This is a genomic window from Aquiflexum lacus (assembly GCF_015476655.1).
Classification (GTDB): Bacteria; Bacteroidota; Bacteroidia; order Cytophagales; family Cyclobacteriaceae; genus Aquiflexum; species Aquiflexum lacus.
This window is the reverse complement of the sequence record NZ_JABFHF010000029.1, coordinates 38,470-55,874: the sequence shown is the minus strand read 5'-3', so window position 1 is coordinate 55,874 and position 17,405 is coordinate 38,470. Positions and strand designations below refer to the sequence as shown.

The 17,405-nt window shown below is 37.0% G+C and carries 17 protein-coding genes; 3 read left to right on the top strand and 14 right to left on the bottom strand.

Going from position 1 to position 17,405, the window contains the following annotated elements; translation table 11 throughout:
• Positions 1–6 precede the first annotated feature (6 nt).
• The 5 genes from ybeY to HMJ38_RS20435 are packed head-to-tail and all read right to left on the bottom strand — an operon-like array spanning position 7 to position 2,405.
• Complete coding sequence (gene ybeY / locus HMJ38_RS20455) at positions 7–459, bottom strand: rRNA maturation RNase YbeY (RefSeq protein WP_194976302.1); 453 nt, start codon at positions 457–459, stop codon at positions 7–9.
• A complete protein-coding gene (locus HMJ38_RS20450) occupies positions 460–858 on the bottom strand; it encodes an ATP-binding protein (RefSeq protein WP_194976301.1) in 399 nt (132 codons plus the stop codon).
• A 38-nt stretch (positions 859–896) separates the two neighbouring features.
• Positions 897–1,661 carry an exodeoxyribonuclease III gene (locus tag HMJ38_RS20445; protein ID WP_194976300.1) on the bottom strand — a complete coding sequence of 255 codons (765 nt, stop codon included), beginning with the start codon at positions 1,659–1,661 and terminating at the stop codon, positions 897–899.
• 32 nt (positions 1,662–1,693) lie between these two features.
• Positions 1,694–2,056, bottom strand: coding sequence for a hypothetical protein (locus tag HMJ38_RS20440; RefSeq protein ID WP_194976299.1), 363 nt, complete (start codon positions 2,054–2,056; stop codon positions 1,694–1,696).
• The gene (locus HMJ38_RS20435; RefSeq protein WP_194976298.1) at positions 2,049–2,405 is read right to left on the bottom strand and encodes a carboxymuconolactone decarboxylase family protein; all 357 of its coding nucleotides are present in this window, start codon (positions 2,403–2,405) and stop codon (positions 2,049–2,051) included. Before HMJ38_RS20435 ends, HMJ38_RS20440 begins: the two co-directional genes overlap by 8 nt.
• An 80-nt stretch (positions 2,406–2,485) precedes the next feature.
• Between HMJ38_RS20435 and HMJ38_RS20430 the strand changes: the two genes are divergently transcribed.
• Positions 2,486–3,181 (top strand): ComF family protein, encoded by a 696-nt coding sequence (locus HMJ38_RS20430; RefSeq protein ID WP_194976297.1) that lies wholly within the window; start codon positions 2,486–2,488, stop codon positions 3,179–3,181.
• A 49-nt stretch (positions 3,182–3,230) separates the two neighbouring features.
• On the opposite strand, the gene HMJ38_RS20425 is transcribed toward HMJ38_RS20430, so the two are convergent.
• The 5 genes from HMJ38_RS20425 to HMJ38_RS20405 form a co-directional block, all read right to left on the bottom strand.
• Positions 3,231–4,073, bottom strand: coding sequence for a TPM domain-containing protein (locus tag HMJ38_RS20425; RefSeq protein ID WP_228780175.1), 843 nt, complete (start codon positions 4,071–4,073; stop codon positions 3,231–3,233).
• On the bottom strand, positions 4,042–4,476 hold the full coding sequence (locus tag HMJ38_RS20420) for a TPM domain-containing protein (RefSeq protein WP_194976296.1): 435 nt from the start codon (positions 4,474–4,476) through the stop codon (positions 4,042–4,044). The genes HMJ38_RS20425 and HMJ38_RS20420 overlap by 32 nt, the downstream gene beginning before the upstream one ends.
• Before the next feature lie 5 nt (positions 4,477–4,481).
• On the bottom strand, positions 4,482–5,072 hold the full coding sequence (locus tag HMJ38_RS20415; RefSeq protein ID WP_194976295.1) for a LemA family protein: 591 nt from the start codon (positions 5,070–5,072) through the stop codon (positions 4,482–4,484).
• A gap of 81 nt (positions 5,073–5,153) precedes the next feature.
• Positions 5,154–8,387 (bottom strand): PAS domain S-box protein, encoded by a 3,234-nt coding sequence (locus HMJ38_RS20410; RefSeq protein WP_228780174.1) that lies wholly within the window; start codon positions 8,385–8,387, stop codon positions 5,154–5,156.
• 314 nt (positions 8,388–8,701) lie between these two features.
• Positions 8,702–9,958 (bottom strand): aspartyl protease family protein, encoded by a 1,257-nt coding sequence (locus HMJ38_RS20405; protein WP_194976294.1) that lies wholly within the window; start codon positions 9,956–9,958, stop codon positions 8,702–8,704.
• A 219-nt stretch (positions 9,959–10,177) separates the two neighbouring features.
• On the opposite strand from HMJ38_RS20405, the gene HMJ38_RS20400 reads away from it, so the two are divergent.
• Positions 10,178–10,648, top strand: coding sequence for a Fur family transcriptional regulator (locus HMJ38_RS20400; RefSeq protein WP_194976293.1), 471 nt, complete (start codon positions 10,178–10,180; stop codon positions 10,646–10,648).
• 44 nt (positions 10,649–10,692) lie between these two features.
• Here the strand turns inward: HMJ38_RS20400 and HMJ38_RS20395 are convergent, their stop codons facing one another.
• The 4 genes from HMJ38_RS20395 to HMJ38_RS20380 all read right to left on the bottom strand — a co-directional run bounded on the left by HMJ38_RS20395 (position 10,693) and on the right by HMJ38_RS20380 (position 13,862).
• Positions 10,693–11,130 carry an SRPBCC family protein gene (locus tag HMJ38_RS20395; RefSeq protein WP_194976292.1) on the bottom strand — a complete coding sequence of 146 codons (438 nt, stop codon included), beginning with the start codon at positions 11,128–11,130 and terminating at the stop codon, positions 10,693–10,695.
• Positions 11,131–11,282: 152 nt separating this feature from the next.
• Positions 11,283–12,221 (bottom strand): protease modulator HflC, encoded by a 939-nt coding sequence (gene hflC / locus HMJ38_RS20390; protein ID WP_194976291.1) that lies wholly within the window; start codon positions 12,219–12,221, stop codon positions 11,283–11,285.
• Positions 12,218–13,195: an FtsH protease activity modulator HflK gene (hflK, locus tag HMJ38_RS20385; protein WP_194976290.1), complete on the bottom strand. Its 978-nt coding sequence runs from the start codon at positions 13,193–13,195 to the stop codon at positions 12,218–12,220. The genes hflC and hflK overlap by 4 nt, the downstream gene beginning before the upstream one ends.
• A 58-nt stretch (positions 13,196–13,253) precedes the next feature.
• The gene (locus HMJ38_RS20380) at positions 13,254–13,862 is read right to left on the bottom strand and encodes a cytochrome c oxidase subunit 3 (RefSeq protein ID WP_194976289.1); all 609 of its coding nucleotides are present in this window, start codon (positions 13,860–13,862) and stop codon (positions 13,254–13,256) included.
• A gap of 143 nt (positions 13,863–14,005) precedes the next feature.
• Here HMJ38_RS20380 and mfd point away from each other — a divergent pair, with 143 nt between their 5' ends.
• The gene (mfd, locus tag HMJ38_RS20375; protein ID WP_194976288.1) at positions 14,006–17,359 is read left to right on the top strand and encodes a transcription-repair coupling factor; all 3,354 of its coding nucleotides are present in this window, start codon (positions 14,006–14,008) and stop codon (positions 17,357–17,359) included.
• The last annotated feature ends 46 nt before the right edge of the window (positions 17,360–17,405 follow it).

Sequence of the window (17,405 nt, the reverse complement as noted above, 5' to 3'; positions counted from 1 at the left end):
GCTATATTAATTTTGATCTGTTCCACGTGAAACATTAAATTGTTGATAGAGTAAAATGGAATTATCTTCCATTTCGTTCATTAGCTTTTTGTCTTCTTTACTTTTGTCTTTGTATCCCATCAAATGCATTAGTCCGTGACTCATGACTCTTAGAATTTCTATATTTATGGCATTATTTAATTTTTCAGCATTTTCTTTAATTCTCTCAATGCTGATAAAGATATCGCCTTCAATGGTGTTTTTTTCTTCAGAATTATCAAATGTAATGATGTCTGTATAAGTATTGTGATTTAGATATTCCAAATTGATTTTGTACAGATATTCATCTGAACAGAAAATATAATTGAGATCTAATATTCGGTACCCTTGTTTTTCTGCGATGACTTTTAGCCATCTTTTATGCTTGTTTTTTTCCTTTAGAGAAAATTTGATGTCTTCTTCAAAAAATTGTATTGCCATTTACATGTAAAAGGTTAAAATTGTTTTTCTTCCCAAATCTTCGAATTTTACTTCATCTGATAAATGCTTCATGATGAAAATGCCTCTTCCACCAGCTTTTTCAAGATTTTCCGTGGATGTTGGATCTTCTAAATGGTCATAGTCAAAACCTGTTCCTTCATCTTTGATCACAAATTTTACTTGATTGTCATCGAGGTGTAATTCAAGATCTACTTTTTTTGAACCATCCAAACTGTTGCCATGTACAATAGCGTTGGTGACGCATTCTGTTACAGAAATCATAATGTTTCCATAAATATCCTCGTTGATAGAGAATTTTTCCCGTGCATTGTCAATAAAGCTTTCTATGATTTTTATATTCTCAATGAGAGAAGGGATTGAAATTTTTATAGATTTCATGAATCTTTTATGGCTAATTTGTTTAATACTTATATTATTCAATTATCAATCTCCATTAATATGGGACAATGATCTGAATGATATGCTTCAGGTAATATGATTGATTTTTTGATCCGTTTTTTCATTGGCAAAGTGGCCATATGGTAGTCAATTCGCCAACCCAAATTTTTACCCCTAGATCCTGCCCTATAACTCCACCAAGTGTAATGATGTGGGTCCTGATTGAATAACCTAAAACTATCCTCAAACCCTGATTCAGTAAATTTATCCATCCAGGCTCTTTCTTCAGGCAAAAATCCTGATGAATTTTTGTTTGAAACGGGATTATGGATGTCTATTGGTTTATGGCATATATTATAATCTCCACTCAGAATCAAATTAGGAATTTTTTGAATCAAATCCTGTGAATATCCATAAATATCATCCAAGAATTGATATTTGAAGTCTTGTCTGATATCTCCGGTAGTTCCTGATGGAAAATAAGCAGATATAAATGAAAATGAATCAAAGTCTGCTCTTAAGATTCTCCCTTCGTTATCATAGTTGGATAATCCTACTCCATATTCTACATGTTTGGGTTTTGTTTTACTTAGAATTGCAACGCCACTGTATCCTTTTTTTACCGCCGGTAACCAATATATGTGGTATCCCAGGTCTTCAAATATTGAGCTGTCTATTTGGTTTAGTTCAGCTTTTACTTCCTGTAATCCTATGATGTCAGGGTTTGTAGCCTTTAGCCAATCCAAAAACCCTTTGTTTAGTGCTGCTCGGATGCCATTAACATTATAGGATACGATTTTCATTGATCTAGGATGCTTTAATTTGTGTCTTCTATTTATTTGATTTCAATTTGAAATTCCTGTTCAAAATATTCCAGCACTTGTATTTTCAATAGTTTTTCCTGTTCCAACATATTGAAATGCGGAAGTTTTTTTATCAATTTCCAGTGTGGCCACCCATCTTGGTCAATATAATCCAACTCATAGAATCCAGCCAAACTTAAAACTTTGCATATAGCAATATGCATGAGGTCTTGCTTTTGTTCTTTGGAAAAGTTTTTATTTCCCTGACCCAACTCCTGAACGCCAATCAGGAACAAAACCCCATTTAGGTCAGAAGGTTTTTTGCCTACAAGGTCATTAATTCCCAGTAGGAGTTTGCCCCATCTTTTTTCCAGATCAAGATCTTTTTTAAGCATTTGTATTTTTTTCTTCTTCTAATAATTCCCAATATTCTGCAGCTCTTCTTAAATGTGGTATCACAATAGATCCTCCTATAATGGTTGCAATGGAAAATACTTCGAAAACCTCCTCTTTGCTCAATCCAGCTTCATAGGATTTCCCCAAATGATATTTGATGCAGTCGTCACAGCGCAAAACCATCGAGCAAGCCAATCCAATCATTTCTTTTGTCTTGACATCTACAGCTCCTTCCGCATAGGTATTGGTGTCCAAATTGAAAAAACGTTTGATGACTTTGTTGTCAGCCGCCATGATTTTTTCGTTCATTTGGCTTCTGTAGCTATTGAATTCTTCTATTAAATTCATTAAATTTTATGGAGGTTTTAGTTAACCTGCAAATATAACAGGTATTTATTCTCAATCAGTTCTAACAAGCCATTTTGCAAATGCGTTTCCCAATTTTTGAAGATTTTTTGGCATTGGTCTTCCCAAAGACCTGCTGTCTCTGTAAAAGAAGTCTCTTTGACTTTGAGAATCAGCTTTGTAAAATTTGTATAGCAAACTTACCCATTACCAATTATCACCTCAGGCCTTATAACAATGAGCTTGTCACTAAGATCATGGGCCTTACTCAACCCAATCTAGTGATGTCATTTTTGAGGTTTACAAAAAAAGGCGTCAGTCAAAGTTTGCTGCATCAATTGAAATATAAAAACAAACCTGAGATAGGGGTAGAGTTGGGAAAAATCTACGGGTCAATATTACGTTCAAATAACTTTCAGAATAATTGGGATGAGATAACTCCGGTTCCTTTGCATCCCTTGAAACAAAAGAGAAGAGGTTATAATCAAAGCGAACAATTTGCCAAAGGTCTTTCTGAATCTTTGGATATTCCGGTTAATATTTCCTTGGAAAGAATACAGTTTACAGAAACACAGACGAAGAAATCCAGAATTGAAAGGATTGAAAATGTGGCTGAAGTTTTTGAAATTAGAAAGGATAGTCAGTTAGAAGGAAAACGCATTTTATTGGTAGATGATGTAATGACTACAGGAGCGACTTTGGTTTCCTGTGCCAATATGCTTTATGGCCAAAAAGTCAAGACGGTGGATTTAGCGGTAATTGCCGCTGGTAAAGTCTAAAAAATACTGGATAGAAAGTACCTCAATCTTTTGATGAAGTACGCATAAATCACCAACTGCCTCCTGCACCACCACCTCCGAATGATCCTCCACCGAAGCCTCCAAATCCACCGCCTCCACCAAAGGAACCTCTTCCTGATGAAAAATCTCCAAATTTTCCTCTACTTCCACCTTTGAGCATATTGGCGAGCATGATGGTGGTAAATAAGTCTATTCCGCCTCCTTTACCCCCCATATGGTTATTGTTGTCTTTTTTGTTTCTAATTAAGGGTAAGATAACAAACAAGAAGATGATGATTAAAAAGAATATGAGTGCACCTCCGTGTTCACCTGATGAGGCCATTTCTTCTGCCTTATACTCACCGGAAGCCAATTTAAAAATCATATCAGTAGATTTGTCTAATCCGGCATAATAGGATTCCATCCTAAAATTTGGGACGATTAATTGGTCAACAATTCTTTTGGCCAAAATATCCGGTATGACTCCCTCCATACCATAGCCCGTCGCAATGAAAACCTTCCTATCATTCATTGCTGCCAGGATCAAAATGCCGTTGTCAAGGTCTTTTTGACCTATGCCCCACCTATCTCCTAATTGGAAGGCGTAGTCGCTGATATCATAAGGTCCTATTGAGCGGACCATGACAATAGTGACTTGGGTGGAAGTACTGTCATTATAAGCCACTAATTTTTGCTCTAATTTCAAAACTTCATCTGAGGATAAGGTATTTGAAAAGTCGTTGACCAATTTGGGAGGGCTAGGGACCGGAGGGAAATCGTCTTGTCCAAAAAGCGGCAGGATCAATAATTGTAGAAAAAGGAGAGTTAAGAGTAATTGTAATTTATAGACCATTATGTTTTTATCCAAAAGAGATTTCATCAGGAAGTTCATTGATATCACCTTTTTGTTCATAAGGGAAATGAGCTTTTAATTGCAGTCCGCACATTTCTATACCAATTCTCAGGCCTTCAGTAAAAGCACCTTTTTTAAATTCAAGTAGCATGCTATCCTTGATATTTTCCCAGAAGTCAGTTGGAACGGCATGATTGATTCCGCTGTCTCCAAGAATGGCAAATCTATGATCTTCTACAGCCAAATAGAACAATACAGCATTCCTATCTTGCGTTTGATGCATTTTTAGGGTTTCAAAGACCTCTGCTGCCCGGTCCATGACATCTCCTGAGCAATGATTTTCAATATGAACCTGTATTTCTCCGGATGTTTCGCGTTCAGCTGCTTGAATGGCAGCAATGAGCCTATCTCTGTCTTCCTGAGAAAATAATTTTTCTGCCATAATTGCTAAAATTGAACTGATGGGGCTGTTTCTGCACCCTGAGCTGCCTCGAAATATCCCTTTCTTTCAAATCCATACCAACCTGCAAAGATGTTGTTTGGGAATGTTCTTAAGTTGGAATTATAGGATTGTACGGATTGGTTGAAATTTCTTCTTGCTACTGCTATACGGTTTTCTGTCCCTTCCAGTTGGGCCTGAAGTTCCAAAAAGTTTTGATTGGCTTTCAGGTCAGGATACCTTTCTACCGTGACTAGAAGTCGACTGAGTGCTCCGCTCAACTGATCTTGGGCCTGTTGGAATTGTGCAATATTTTCAGGTGTAAGGTTATCGGCATTCAGATTGATGGATGTTGCTTTGGATCGGGCTTCAATTACGCCGGTTAAGGTTTCCTGCTCAAAATCCGCATATCCTTTGACTGTATTGACCAAATTGGGAATGAGGTCCGCCCTTCTTTGGTATTGGGTTTCTACTTCTGCCCACTGTCCATTGATGGTTTCTTCATTTTGCACAAACATATTGTACACCCCCACTGCTTTGGTATACACGAATATTCCTACTACAGCAATGATGAGTATTGGGATTAATGCTTTTTTCATATTTTAAGGTTTTATTAATTGCCAATGCAAAGGTAGAATAATACAAGAGAATTAGCCTGTTATTATTATTTGCAATTTTTCTTAGTTTTCTACGGGATGGTAGGACTTTAAGTTATTGAGATAAATATAGAATGTTGTTCCCTCACCAACTGTGCTTTCAATTTCTAAGTTACCATCATGTGCACGGATTTGCTCTCTTACGAGATATAAGCCGAGTCCTTTTCCGTCTACATGAGAATGAAATCTTTGATACAATCCAAAAAGCCGGTCTTTGTACCTTTCTAAGTCTATTCCAATACCATTGTCCCTGAACTCAATAACCGTATACTCTTTTTGAAGATAGGTTTTAATTTGAATGATCGGATTTCTTTCCGGATGTCGGTATTTAATGGCGTTGGTGGTCAGGTTGATCAGAAAATTTTCCAGATGGGAGTAAATATAATTGATGTTTGGTGCCGCAGAAAAATCACTTTGGATTTTTGTATCGGACTCTTTGAATTGCTTGGAAAGGCTTTTTTCAAGATTTTTAATCAACTTTATAAAACTTATCTGTTCTATTTTTGGAAGTTTATTTTTCTTGATGGAAACCACTTCGATCAAGTCCTCCAATGTACTGTGCAGGATATCAGTAGATATTTTTAGATTATCTATGACTTCTCTATTTTCAAAGTCTGAGGGATCAGCAATATTATACAGGTCCAAAAGTGAAGAAATATTTACAATAGGCGCACGGAGATTGTGGGAAATGATATAGGCAAAACGCTGTAATTCTTCATTTTGTGATTTTAGATCCCTTATCAACTGTTCTCTTTCCGATTCAGCTGTTTTGATTTCGGTAATATTCTGTGAAACCAATAGAATTCTATCTATCTGCCCAGAACTATTGATCAAAGGGACTCCATTTTTCAATAAGTATTGCTTGCCTTTCATTGTCTCAAACACTACAGATTCTCCTTTGAGTACTTTTTTAAAGTAAGCTTTTACAAGTTTAGCTTCTTTAGGCTCATGAGTAAGCAAATAGGAAGTACCGATCAGATTATTGGGGTCAATACCAAGAGATTGATAGCCTTTGCCGTCGGTATAGACATAATTAAACTCCCTGTCCAAGACAGCAATGATGCCTTTAGGAAAATTTTCTGCAATACTTCTAAATAGTAATTCTGAGGAAATGAGTCTTTTTTCAAAGTAAATCCTACTTAATTCGGCGCCTATTCTGTCTGAAAGTACCCTCAACAAACCTGATAATCCAGCACTATATGGTTGTGATTTTTCATCCATCAAGACCAAAATTCCCAATCGGTTATTTTCCATATCGGTAATAGGAATACCTAAATAGGTGGAAATTTTCTTCTCTAGTAAAACCTTATCATTGGGAAACTTTTGGAAAGCGTCGCTTTGGATGATGTAAGGAGCATTGACATTCAAACAGTGTTCACATGGAGTACTCTCAAGTTTATAACTGAAATTCTCCACCTTCAATCCACGCTTATAAAATGAAAGGGTATTGGCTGTTTTGTTTTTATCATTGATTTCAGCAATGAAGCAGTAAGACATTTGGAGTTTTTCTGACAAATATGCTGTAAGTTCATCGAAAAAAGCCTGCCCACTGTATTTGGAAGTTCTTTCAGTTAGGCTTGAAAGGATGTTTGAAACATATTGCTCCTCGCCGATATCCTCCAAAATGGCCTGAAAAATTCTTCCATCATCCACAGATTTGGCATTAACCCTCAAATGAAAAAGTTTATTGTTGAAGAAACTGATATAAGGCCCTTCATAGTAACCATAACCCATATCGATACTGTCCTTATAAGCTTCGATTATGGGATGGTCCTTTATGAGTTCAAAAATGTTTTTGCCAATCAATGCGTCCCTATTCTTAACTTCTATTTTTTCCAGGAACATTTTGTTTACATCTTGTATAAACCCGTTTTTATCATACTGGAAAATAGGTAGTGGATTTTCCTCAAAAAGTGTTTTATACTTGCTTAGATTCAGGAAAGATTCAGTCTCCTTTTGTTTGGTATAGGTAAAATCCACAAAAAACCCTGCCCAAATAGAATCATTTTTATACTTTTTTAATCTGTTAGAAGCGCCATAGATCCATTTGATGTTGCCTGAAGGCGTAATTATCCGAAAATAGGACTCAAACTTTTGATCCTTAATAAAAGCTTCTTTATCTGCTTTAATGACATTTTCAAGATCATCCGGATGGATCAAATTTTGGAGGTTCATGTCATCCTCCATGATTGCAAATGCATCAAGTTCAAACAAACTGTAGCTACCCTCACTTACAAAAATGAATTTACGGCTTCCATCAGGAAAGGATTTCAATAAATAAACCATTCCGGGTACCACACCTGTTAATTCATCGAGAACCGTTTTGTGTTCCAATAGGTCTTTTTCGATCTCTTTGAGGGCGGTGATATCAGTTATAATTCCAAGGACCAATTTTTTATTACCTCGTTCTTCTGCAAAATTTTTGTTCTCATCCTGTACGTATATAAAATGGCCTTCACTATGCAGAATTCTATAGACTAACTTGGAATAATGCTCAAAACCTGAATCAAAATAATGTCTGTCTTCGGGATGTATCAGGTTGATCCAATCTTTACCTTTTAATCTAGAAAAGAAATGAGAGGGATATCCAAGTATTTTTTTTAAACCTCCTGAAAATATAAAATAGTCTTCCTCAAGATCATATTCATAGTAAATCAGGTTGTTTTTCTTTTCGGTATCATACTCCCCCGATGATCCATATACTAATTGAAGTAAAATAAAATTTTTGGAAAGCTGCTGTTTGGTTAGGTATAAATGCTCAGGGAATATCGTCAGGATTTCGGATTCTTCTCTATGTGCGAATTCCGAAAAATCATCTTTATCGAGAAAATCGAATTTGGAAATAAAATAATTCTTCCAATCTTGAATGGTATTGAGATTATTTCCCCCCTCCAATCCCAAAAATACTTTGTCTTTGGTATTGTCCATTAACCATGAAAATTTGATGTTTTCGACAGGGGAAGATGGAGATATCAGAACATTGATTAAATAGGATCGGTCTTCTTGTGCAATGACATACCCTTCAAGTTGGACAAATCTGAAATATTTTTTCTTCCATACCAGAGGGCAGGAAATCTTATCCCCGCTTCCCATAATTTGAAACAAGTATTCAAAGAATGGATTGGGAATTGTCGGGAAAATTTTTTCAAAAAATGCTTCTTCGTAAAATTTTTCGCCTTTATCTAATATTGATCGTACTTCTGAAGAAATATAGAGCAGTTCGTATTTGCCGTCTTCATACCTTTTGTACGTAAACAATATATTTTTTAATGAATCTTTTGGGCTTTCAGACATCATTTAAATAAATGAAATACATATATGGCTTTTGCTGATTTTTGATTTTGTTTGATAATACTATTCCCAAATATACTATACTTGGAATATATCTTATTCCTAACATGTCATATTTCCTCGATTAGGAAAACCGCTTAGGTTTTAAAAACTAAATCATAACCGGATAGAGATACAAGCAAGATTAATTCAGGTAATTGTTTTATTATGATTAAGATTGGACAAATTGGCGTTACTTAGAAACCAAGACTAATAGATGCTTTAAAGCTACCAAAAAAAGACTAAATCTGTCTTTTGAGTTTGAATTTTACTTCTTTTAATTCAAAATTTTCAGGATTTTCGTCAATATACCTTTTCAAGATAAGTGTTATTTCTCGACCTTCTTCAGACCTAAAAATTTTGATTAAGTCCGATAGCTCCCAAAAATCCAACGGAATAGTATTGATACTTACAAATTCGTCATTTGCCCGGGCACCGGCCTGGTAAGCAGGTGAACTTTCTCTTACTTCAGAAATATAAAATCTTTTTTCTTCACCAGGTATTACACGTGCCGTTATTCCGCTCATATCATATTCAAATGGTTCATGAAAAGTTGAACCTTTTTTGATATAGATCTTTTCCCTTGCATAATCGAGAATGATATTCATCCTTCCCAATAATTCAGAACCAAGACTTCCTTGTCTCCCGCTGTCTTTAATAACATAACTGAATTCTGTCTCATCAGGAAATGAAGTAATGAGGTTACTGAACTTCAGATTACTTAATTTTATCCTACGAGTTCTTGCCACAAACCCATACAGATCACCTCCCAATGATCTTCCAAGGTCACTTTCAAGATGTTCTTTTGGTAAAATAATCTGATCTGAAGTCTCTCTGTTCAACAATAGACCATGATTGGCACCTGTGTCTATCAAGAGTTTTACCTCCAATTCAGCCACGGCGTTTTGTTTGACTTTTGCTTGAATATATGGTTTGCTGTTTTCAATTTTGATCGGTAATTTTCTAAATCCGAAGGGTTTCCTTTTGAATGCATCTGATCGGTAAAATGATATAACCCCCTCATCATAATCAATCTTTACTGGGTTGTACTTAAAAAACTCAAAACCGATCACTCCATACACGGGCACTCCGATTACCCGTTCCAATTCCAAAAAATCCTCATCCAAAACAAGTATTGTTTGAAAAATCCCCTCAATTGGCCCCAAATCAAGGTGGTTGGTCGGAGAAACGGAAGCTGTCAATACAGTCTGTCCGTCAGCACCCACTAGGTCTAGCTTTCGAGTATAATTAAGCCCAATTAAATCCCCCAAAGTTTTACTGAATAGAATATTGGTTTTGACGCCTGTATCCAAAAGAAAATTTACAGGAGGACTTTCATTGATAGAAACAGGTAATATGATCAGATTATTGGAGACCAAAAAAGGGATTTCTTTTTTCCTGCTTTCTTCCTTCATATAAAATCCAGGAACCTGCCCAAAGAGGGTTGGTATTGCTGCCAACAAAAAAAGGAAAAGGGAAAAGAATTTTTTTTGCAACATGTGTAATCCTGTTAATTTTGGGTTTTGGCATTAATATAATCATAAATATTATTTCCTGATCAATAGTTTCAATCTATTGATTTGATTTGACCAAAATTTAGTAGCAGGAAAAAATTGTTTGGATTCAAATCAAATTAGATAGTTATAATGTCCTTCACCTATCTATTTATTGAAAAAATCTAAAAAATACCCCATCTTTATTTTTTAGAATCATTTGATATGGCAGAAAAGGCAATAGTAGAAAAAGCAAAGAAAATTTTTGAGAACTTTCTTATCAGACAGGGAAGTAGAAAAACACCGGAAAGGTATTCCGTAATCGATGAGTTATATGCCTTGCCTCAGGACGAACATATAGATGTTGAAGGCTTGTTTTTACTGATGCGAAACAAAGGGTATACCATCAGCCGGGCTACCATCTATAATACTTTAGATCTCTTGGTTGAATGTGGTTTGGCTGTGAAGCATCAGTTCAAAGATAAGGTTGCCCTATACGAACAAGCGTTAACCTACAAGCACCATGACCATCATGTATGTAACCAATGCAGAAAAATCAGGGAATTTTCTGATGAAAGAATTAATTTGATCAAGGAGGCAATGGGTAAGGAATTCCAATCTGCCATCAGCAGCCACTCTCTAGTGCTGTATGGTGATTGTCAGATTCAGAATTGTGAAAACCTCACACTTATATAAACTGACGCTTTTATATTTATAAAGCTTTATAAAATAAGGATTACTCAACCCCCGAAAATTTTTTTATAGATTGGCTTTCTGTACATAAATTGAACAAAAAGAGCAGGATATAAGAGCATGGACAAAAGAAAAAAACCACTTTTAAATGTGATTTCATCCCGGATGATGCTACCCTTTTCTGATTTGATGATTCGGTGTTTGTGTTGCCACTCTTTTAAAAAAAATGGAAGCGCCACTCCTTTGTCCACAAAATAGAATTCCTGATCGGTAGTCTTGTCCTCTGTAATCTCACTCGTCCATTTTTGCTTGAAAAAAATAAAGTTGAGTTCAAGCGTGACTAAATCCCCCTTCTTAGAACCATCAAAGCGTAAAAGCTTCACAGGTGGAAAAGGCGGACTTAATTTTGTAAACAAGCTTTCATTGAAACCTTCTTTTACTTTTAGGTAGTCCTGTTCAACAGGAGTCTCTATATTGATTTTCATGTCAGGTTAATTTTGGTTAGGCTTGTTCAATGTTTAATAAAAAGTCTCTTAAGTTTTTTGAAAGGCAAAGACAAATTGTATATCCAAACATTGTCCTTAACCATAAAAACCTAAGAGACTTTAAATTATATCTTTCAATCAGTTAATTTGTCCTAATTTAATTTTTTGAGGTATTTGAAAAACTCACTGTCTGAGGACAAAATAATGCTTGTATTCTCATCCATTGATTTTTCGAAACTCTCCATCGTCCTTAAGAATTTGTAAAGGTCGACTGCTGTGCGGTTTTTGTTGTATGCAGAAGCATAGATATCCGTGGCTTCGGCATCAGCGCGTCCTTTGATTTCTTCTGCTTCTCTGAATGCATTTGACTGGATTTCGGCAAGGTCTCTCTCTTTGTCTCCTTCAATTTTTCTGGCTTCACCCTGACCTTCTGATCTGAACTGATCTGCAATCCTGTTTCTTTCAGAAATCATTCTGTCGTAAACCCTGTCCCTTACCTCATCCACATAATTCATCCTCTTGAATTTAAAATCCAAAATGCGGACTCCTAAATCAGAGGTTCTCTCATTGGCTTTTTCTAGAACTATTTTTTCAATTATAGCCCTTCCTACCGAGATATCATCCAATTTTTCTATTTCTTCCATAAAAGCTTCTGTGATTTCAGGGTCTCTGTTTGAAGAACGTACGATGTCCAATAAATCATGGCTTGCAATGGCGTTTCTGGTCTCTCCATCCAAAATGTCATCCAGCCTGGATTGGGCCGATCGCTCATCCCGCAATCGGATGAAAAACTGCAAAGGATTGGTGATTTCCCATCTGGCATAGGTGTCGACAAAGATAAACTTTTTGTCTTTGGTAGGCACTTGGTTTTTATTCCCATCCCACTCCAGGTATCTTTTGTCAAAGAACTGCACTTTATTCAAAAATGGAATTTTGAAATTCAATCCTGGTTCTGTCCTTGGGTCTCCTACAGGTCTACCGAATTGGGTTACAATCGCTTGTTGGGTCTCGTCCAGGATATATATGCTATTGGTCAATACCAAAACGGTAATTGCAACCAAACTTATTAAAATTATTCTTTTCGTTCTCATGGGTTGATGGCTTTAGCTCTATCTATATTCAGCAAGGGTAACACATTGTTACCTTTTTCGTCGACAATAATTTTATTACCGATATTTGGCAATATTTTTTCCATTGTTTCCAAGTAAATTCTCTGCTTGGTAACCTCAGGGGCTTTGATATATGCTTCAAACAATGAATTAAATCTGTCTGATTCCCCTTTTGCCCTGTTTACCCTGTTCAGGGCATATGCCTCTGCCAACTGTATGGTTTCAAGTGCCTCGCCCCGTGCCCTTGGAATAACCCGGTTGTATTCAGCTTCAGCCTGATTAATGAGGGTCTCTCTTTCTTGTTGTGCCTCATTTACAGCATTGAAAGAAGGTTTGACTGGCTCCGGAGGATTGACGTCTTGTAGCACGACCTGATCTATGCGTATGCCGTTTTCATATTCATCACATAACTGTTGTAACAAAACTTCTACACTCGAAGCAACTTCCTGCCTGCCTACGGTAAGAACTTCATTGACTGTCCTGTCACCCACTATTTTTCGCATGGATGCCTCTGACATATCTCTGAGTGTTTTTTCAGCATTTCTTACCCTAAATAAATACCTGTATGAATCCACAATTCTATATTGTACCACCCATTCCACATCTGTGAGGTTGAGGTCCCCGGTGAGCATCATGCTTTCATCGCCATAATTTCCACCGGAATATTCACTTCGTTGGGAAGCCTGCGTGGTGCGGAATCCAAATTCCTGCTTTAATTGACGCTGCACAGGAATCTTATACATAGACTCCAAGCCAAAAGGTAAAATAAAACTTAGACCGGGATCCACTGTTCTGTTGTATTTGCCAAGTTGAATGACAACCCCCTCCTCTTCCGGACCTACCGTTTTGGTACTTGTAACTGCCGCCACCAACACCAAGAAACCCAAAACGATTCGGCCAAGGTATTTTTTGATCCAATCTGGATCAATATCGATTTCAAATTTGTTTTCTGCCATATCTATTTTTGGTTTATTCGTTAATATTTCAATCTGGGACTGAAATTAGTTTTATTTTCTAAAAGGTAAGTACAAAAATTAAAAAGAGCGTCAACCAGATCACATCCATAAAATGCCAATAGGTTGTAAAAAGTTGGATTCGCATTTTTTCAAATGGATTGGTCAGCAGGATCAAATGCTTCACTTCGTCTTTTTCTACCCTGCTATATTGATATACCATAATGATCGCAAAGCTCATCGCTCCTACCAAGTGAAATATGTGGATGCCGCTCAAGACATATAAAAAACTCCCACTGGGCAATCCTGTGAAGTCAACACCCATATTACCGAGTTCTCTCCAACCCATAAACTGCAGCCCTGTGAAGATTATCCCAAGAAAAAAGGTCAATAACAAGCTATTCTTAAGTTTGGTTACATCTTCTTCCCTAAAATGCAACATCATTTTGCTGACGGTATATCCACTGATAAGAATGATCAAAGAGCTTAAAATAAATGATTTTGGCATTTTAAATTTGACACCTTCCATCACGGAGGTATCCGAAGACAGAAATGCTACCGTCATAAAAAGAAAAATGAGACCACTTCCAAACATGCCCAGATAAAGCAGGGTCTGATAAGGATGCATATTTTCTATTCTCTGAAACCAGGTTTCTTTGGTTTTTTCCATTTGATTTTTCAAGTACTATAACTTAAACATTTTAAAGTCTCTTAGGTTCAGCCTAAGTGATTACAATTTCATAAAAGCCTTTTGAAAGCAGATTAAAAATCAATTTCATAACTTAGCCCCCTAATATTCCTACCCGACCCATTTTGGAAAAAAATTCATTTCTTTCATTATATCAAAACGATCCTTTTGTTCAGACCTTGGCAGAGACCATTTTGAACAAAAGATCTGGAAACTATCAGTTCAAAGGGCTTTCGGGCAGTTTGGACATGGTGGTTTTCTCTTCAATTTTTAATATTATTAAAGGCTGCCACTTGATCGTGGCGCATGATAAAGAGGAAGCGGCATACCTCAACAATGATATTCAGGAACTGTTGGGTGAAAATATGACCTATTACTTTCCTTCAAGTTATAAAAGACCTTATCAGTTTGATGAAATAGAAAATGCAAATGTGCTTCAAAGGGCAGAAGTACTTAATAGGATTTTGGTTCAGGAAAGAGAAAGCCCCATCATCATTACCTATGCCGAAGCATTGTATGAAAAAGTCATCAACAAAAGATCCTTGAGGGATAATACTTTTCTTGCGGCTGTTGGGGAAAAAGTTGATTTGGAGTTTATTGCCGAATTGCTCAGTACCTATGATTTTGAGAAGACGGATTTTGTTTTTGAACCGGGTCAATTCGCCATTCGTGGAGGTATTTTGGATATCTTTTCCTATGCCAATGATCTTCCTTTCAGGTTGGAACTATTTGGCAAGGAGATAGAGTCCATCAGGACTTTTGATCCTGAAACCCAACTTTCTTTGGAAAATATTGACCATATCAGTATCATTCCAAATATTCAGACCAAACTTTTACAGGAACAGAGGCAGTCTTTTTTGGAATTTCTCCCTGCCAATACCTTGATTTGGTTCAAGGATTTCCAGTTTACACTGGATATCATGGAAGAGTACTTTCAAAAAGCCCACAGTCAATTTGACCAAATTGTCGGCCGCACTGCCAATGAAAAGCTACTCCTCAAACCGGAAGATCTTTTTGATGGGCAGGCAGCATTTTTAGAGTATGCAGCCAAATTCGGTCAACTTGAATTTGGTCATAAGTTTTACTTTAAAAACGCTCAAATATTTAATTTCAACTCCAAGCCACAACCATCTTTCAACAAGAATTTTGACCTTTTGGTAGAAAATCTGGTAGATAATGAAAAAATAGGTTGGCTGAACATTGTATGTTCGGAAAGTGATAAACAGATACAGCGTCTTGAAAATATTTTTAACGAATTGGACCCCACACTGAGGGTGCAGTCCTTGCGTATCGGTCTCAGAGAGGGCTTTGTGGACAAAAATCATGAGATAGCCTGCTATACTGACCATCAGATATTTGAAAGATTCCATCGCTACAAGACAAAATCCAAGGCAAGCAAATCCAAAGCTCTTACCCTAAGGGAATTGAAGACCTTACATCCGGGAGATTTTATTGTTCATGTGGATTATGGCGTAGGCAGATTTGCAGGTCTGGAAAAAGTAGATGTCCATGGTAAAAACCAAGAAGCAGTCAGACTGATATTTAGGGATGATGACCTACTATTTGTAAATATTCATTCCCTGCACAAGATTTCCAAATATTCAGGGCAGGAAGGAACCATGCCTTCTATGTCCAAACTTGGATCTCCTGAATGGGAAAATAAGAAGAGAAAAGTCAAAGGAAAAGTCAAAGACATAGCCAAAGACCTGATAGCCTTATATGCCAAAAGAAAAGGTGCACCGGGATTTCAGTTTTCTTCTGATTCTGTCCTACAGGTGGAACTTGAGAGTTCTTTTGTTTTTGAGGATACCCCGGATCAGGCATTGGCAACTGCTGATGTCAAAGCGGATATGGAAAAAAGCTATCCAATGGACCGATTGGTCTGTGGAGATGTGGGATTTGGAAAAACAGAGGTTGCTATCAGAGCGGCATTCAAAGCATTGAATGACAGAAAGCAGGTGGCAGTATTGGTGCCTACGACGATATTGGCCATGCAGCATTATCAGACTTTCAAGGAAAGACTTACAGGATTTCCTGTAAAGGTGGAATATATCAACAGGTTTCGTACTCCAAAAGAAATCAAAGAAATCACCCAACAGGTCACCACAGGAGAAATTGATATCCTTATAGGAACGCATAGGATTGTGAATAAAGATATCAAATTCAAAAATCTTGGATTGCTCGTCATTGATGAAGAGCAAAAATTTGGCGTAAAAGTAAAAGATCAGCTAAAGGAAATGAAGGTCAATGTAGATGTATTGACTTTGACGGCCACGCCTATTCCAAGAACCCTTCATTTTTCTTTGATGGGTGCGCGGGATTTATCTGTCATTGCAACTCCTCCACCTAACCGTCAGCCTGTTACCACTGAAATACATACTTTCCGGGAAGAAGTGATAAGAGATGCGATTGCATTTGAGCTTCGCCGTGGCGGACAGGTCTTTTTTGTACATAACCGCGTAGGGGAAATCGACGCCATCGCCAATTTGATCCTGAGATTGGTACCTGATGCAAGAGTAGCATCGGCCCATGGGCAAATGGATGGAAAAAAACTGGAAAACATCATGGTAAAATTCATCGAAGGAGAATTTGACGTACTTGTTTCCACTAACATCATTGAGTCAGGATTGGATATTCCCAATGCCAATACCATTATTATCAATCGTGCCCACATGTTTGGCTTAAGCGACTTGCATCAGATGCGGGGCCGGGTGGGAAGGAGTAATAAAAAGGCTTTTTGCTATCTATTGACAACTCCTACTTCGGGACTTACAGCGGAAGCCAGGAAGAGGCTGCAGACCTTGGAGGAGTTTTCAGATTTGGGGGATGGTTTCAAAGTGGCCATGAGAGATTTGGATATCCGTGGTGCCGGCAATCTTCTTGGAGCTGAGCAGAGTGGTTTTATTACTGACTTAGGTTTTGAAATGTACCATAAGATCCTTGATGAAGCGGTGCAGGAATTAAAGGAAAATGAATTTGCTGAACTCTTCGAAGTAGATTTAAAAGAAAAGGTAAAGGTTTTGGTGCAGGATTGTGTGATTGAGACAGACTTGGAACTATTGATACCGGAAACATACGTAAGCAATATTTCAGAAAGATTGGGTCTATATGCCAAATTGGATAATATTAAAAAGGAATCTGAACTTCTTACCTACATACAGTCTATCAGAGATCGTTTTGGCCCGATTCCTGATACAGTAGATGACCTGTTCGAAACGGTCAGGCTGAGATGGATAGCAGAAGACTTGGGATTTGAGAAATTAGTGATCAAAAATGGCATCATGAAATGTTACTTTCTTCCCTCTGAGAAAGAAAAGTATTTCAAGTCAGATACCTTTGGCAAGATCTTAGCGTTTATACAAAAGCAAGGGAAATATTGTAAAATCAAAGAGGCGAGGAACCGCTTAATTCTCATAATCAATGAGGTAAATACGATCGAAAAAGCAAAAAAATGGCTCATGGGGATGAAAAATTCATAAATTTTGAAAATTTTTAATCAAAGCTTATTTGTTTTTCCTCTCAAAA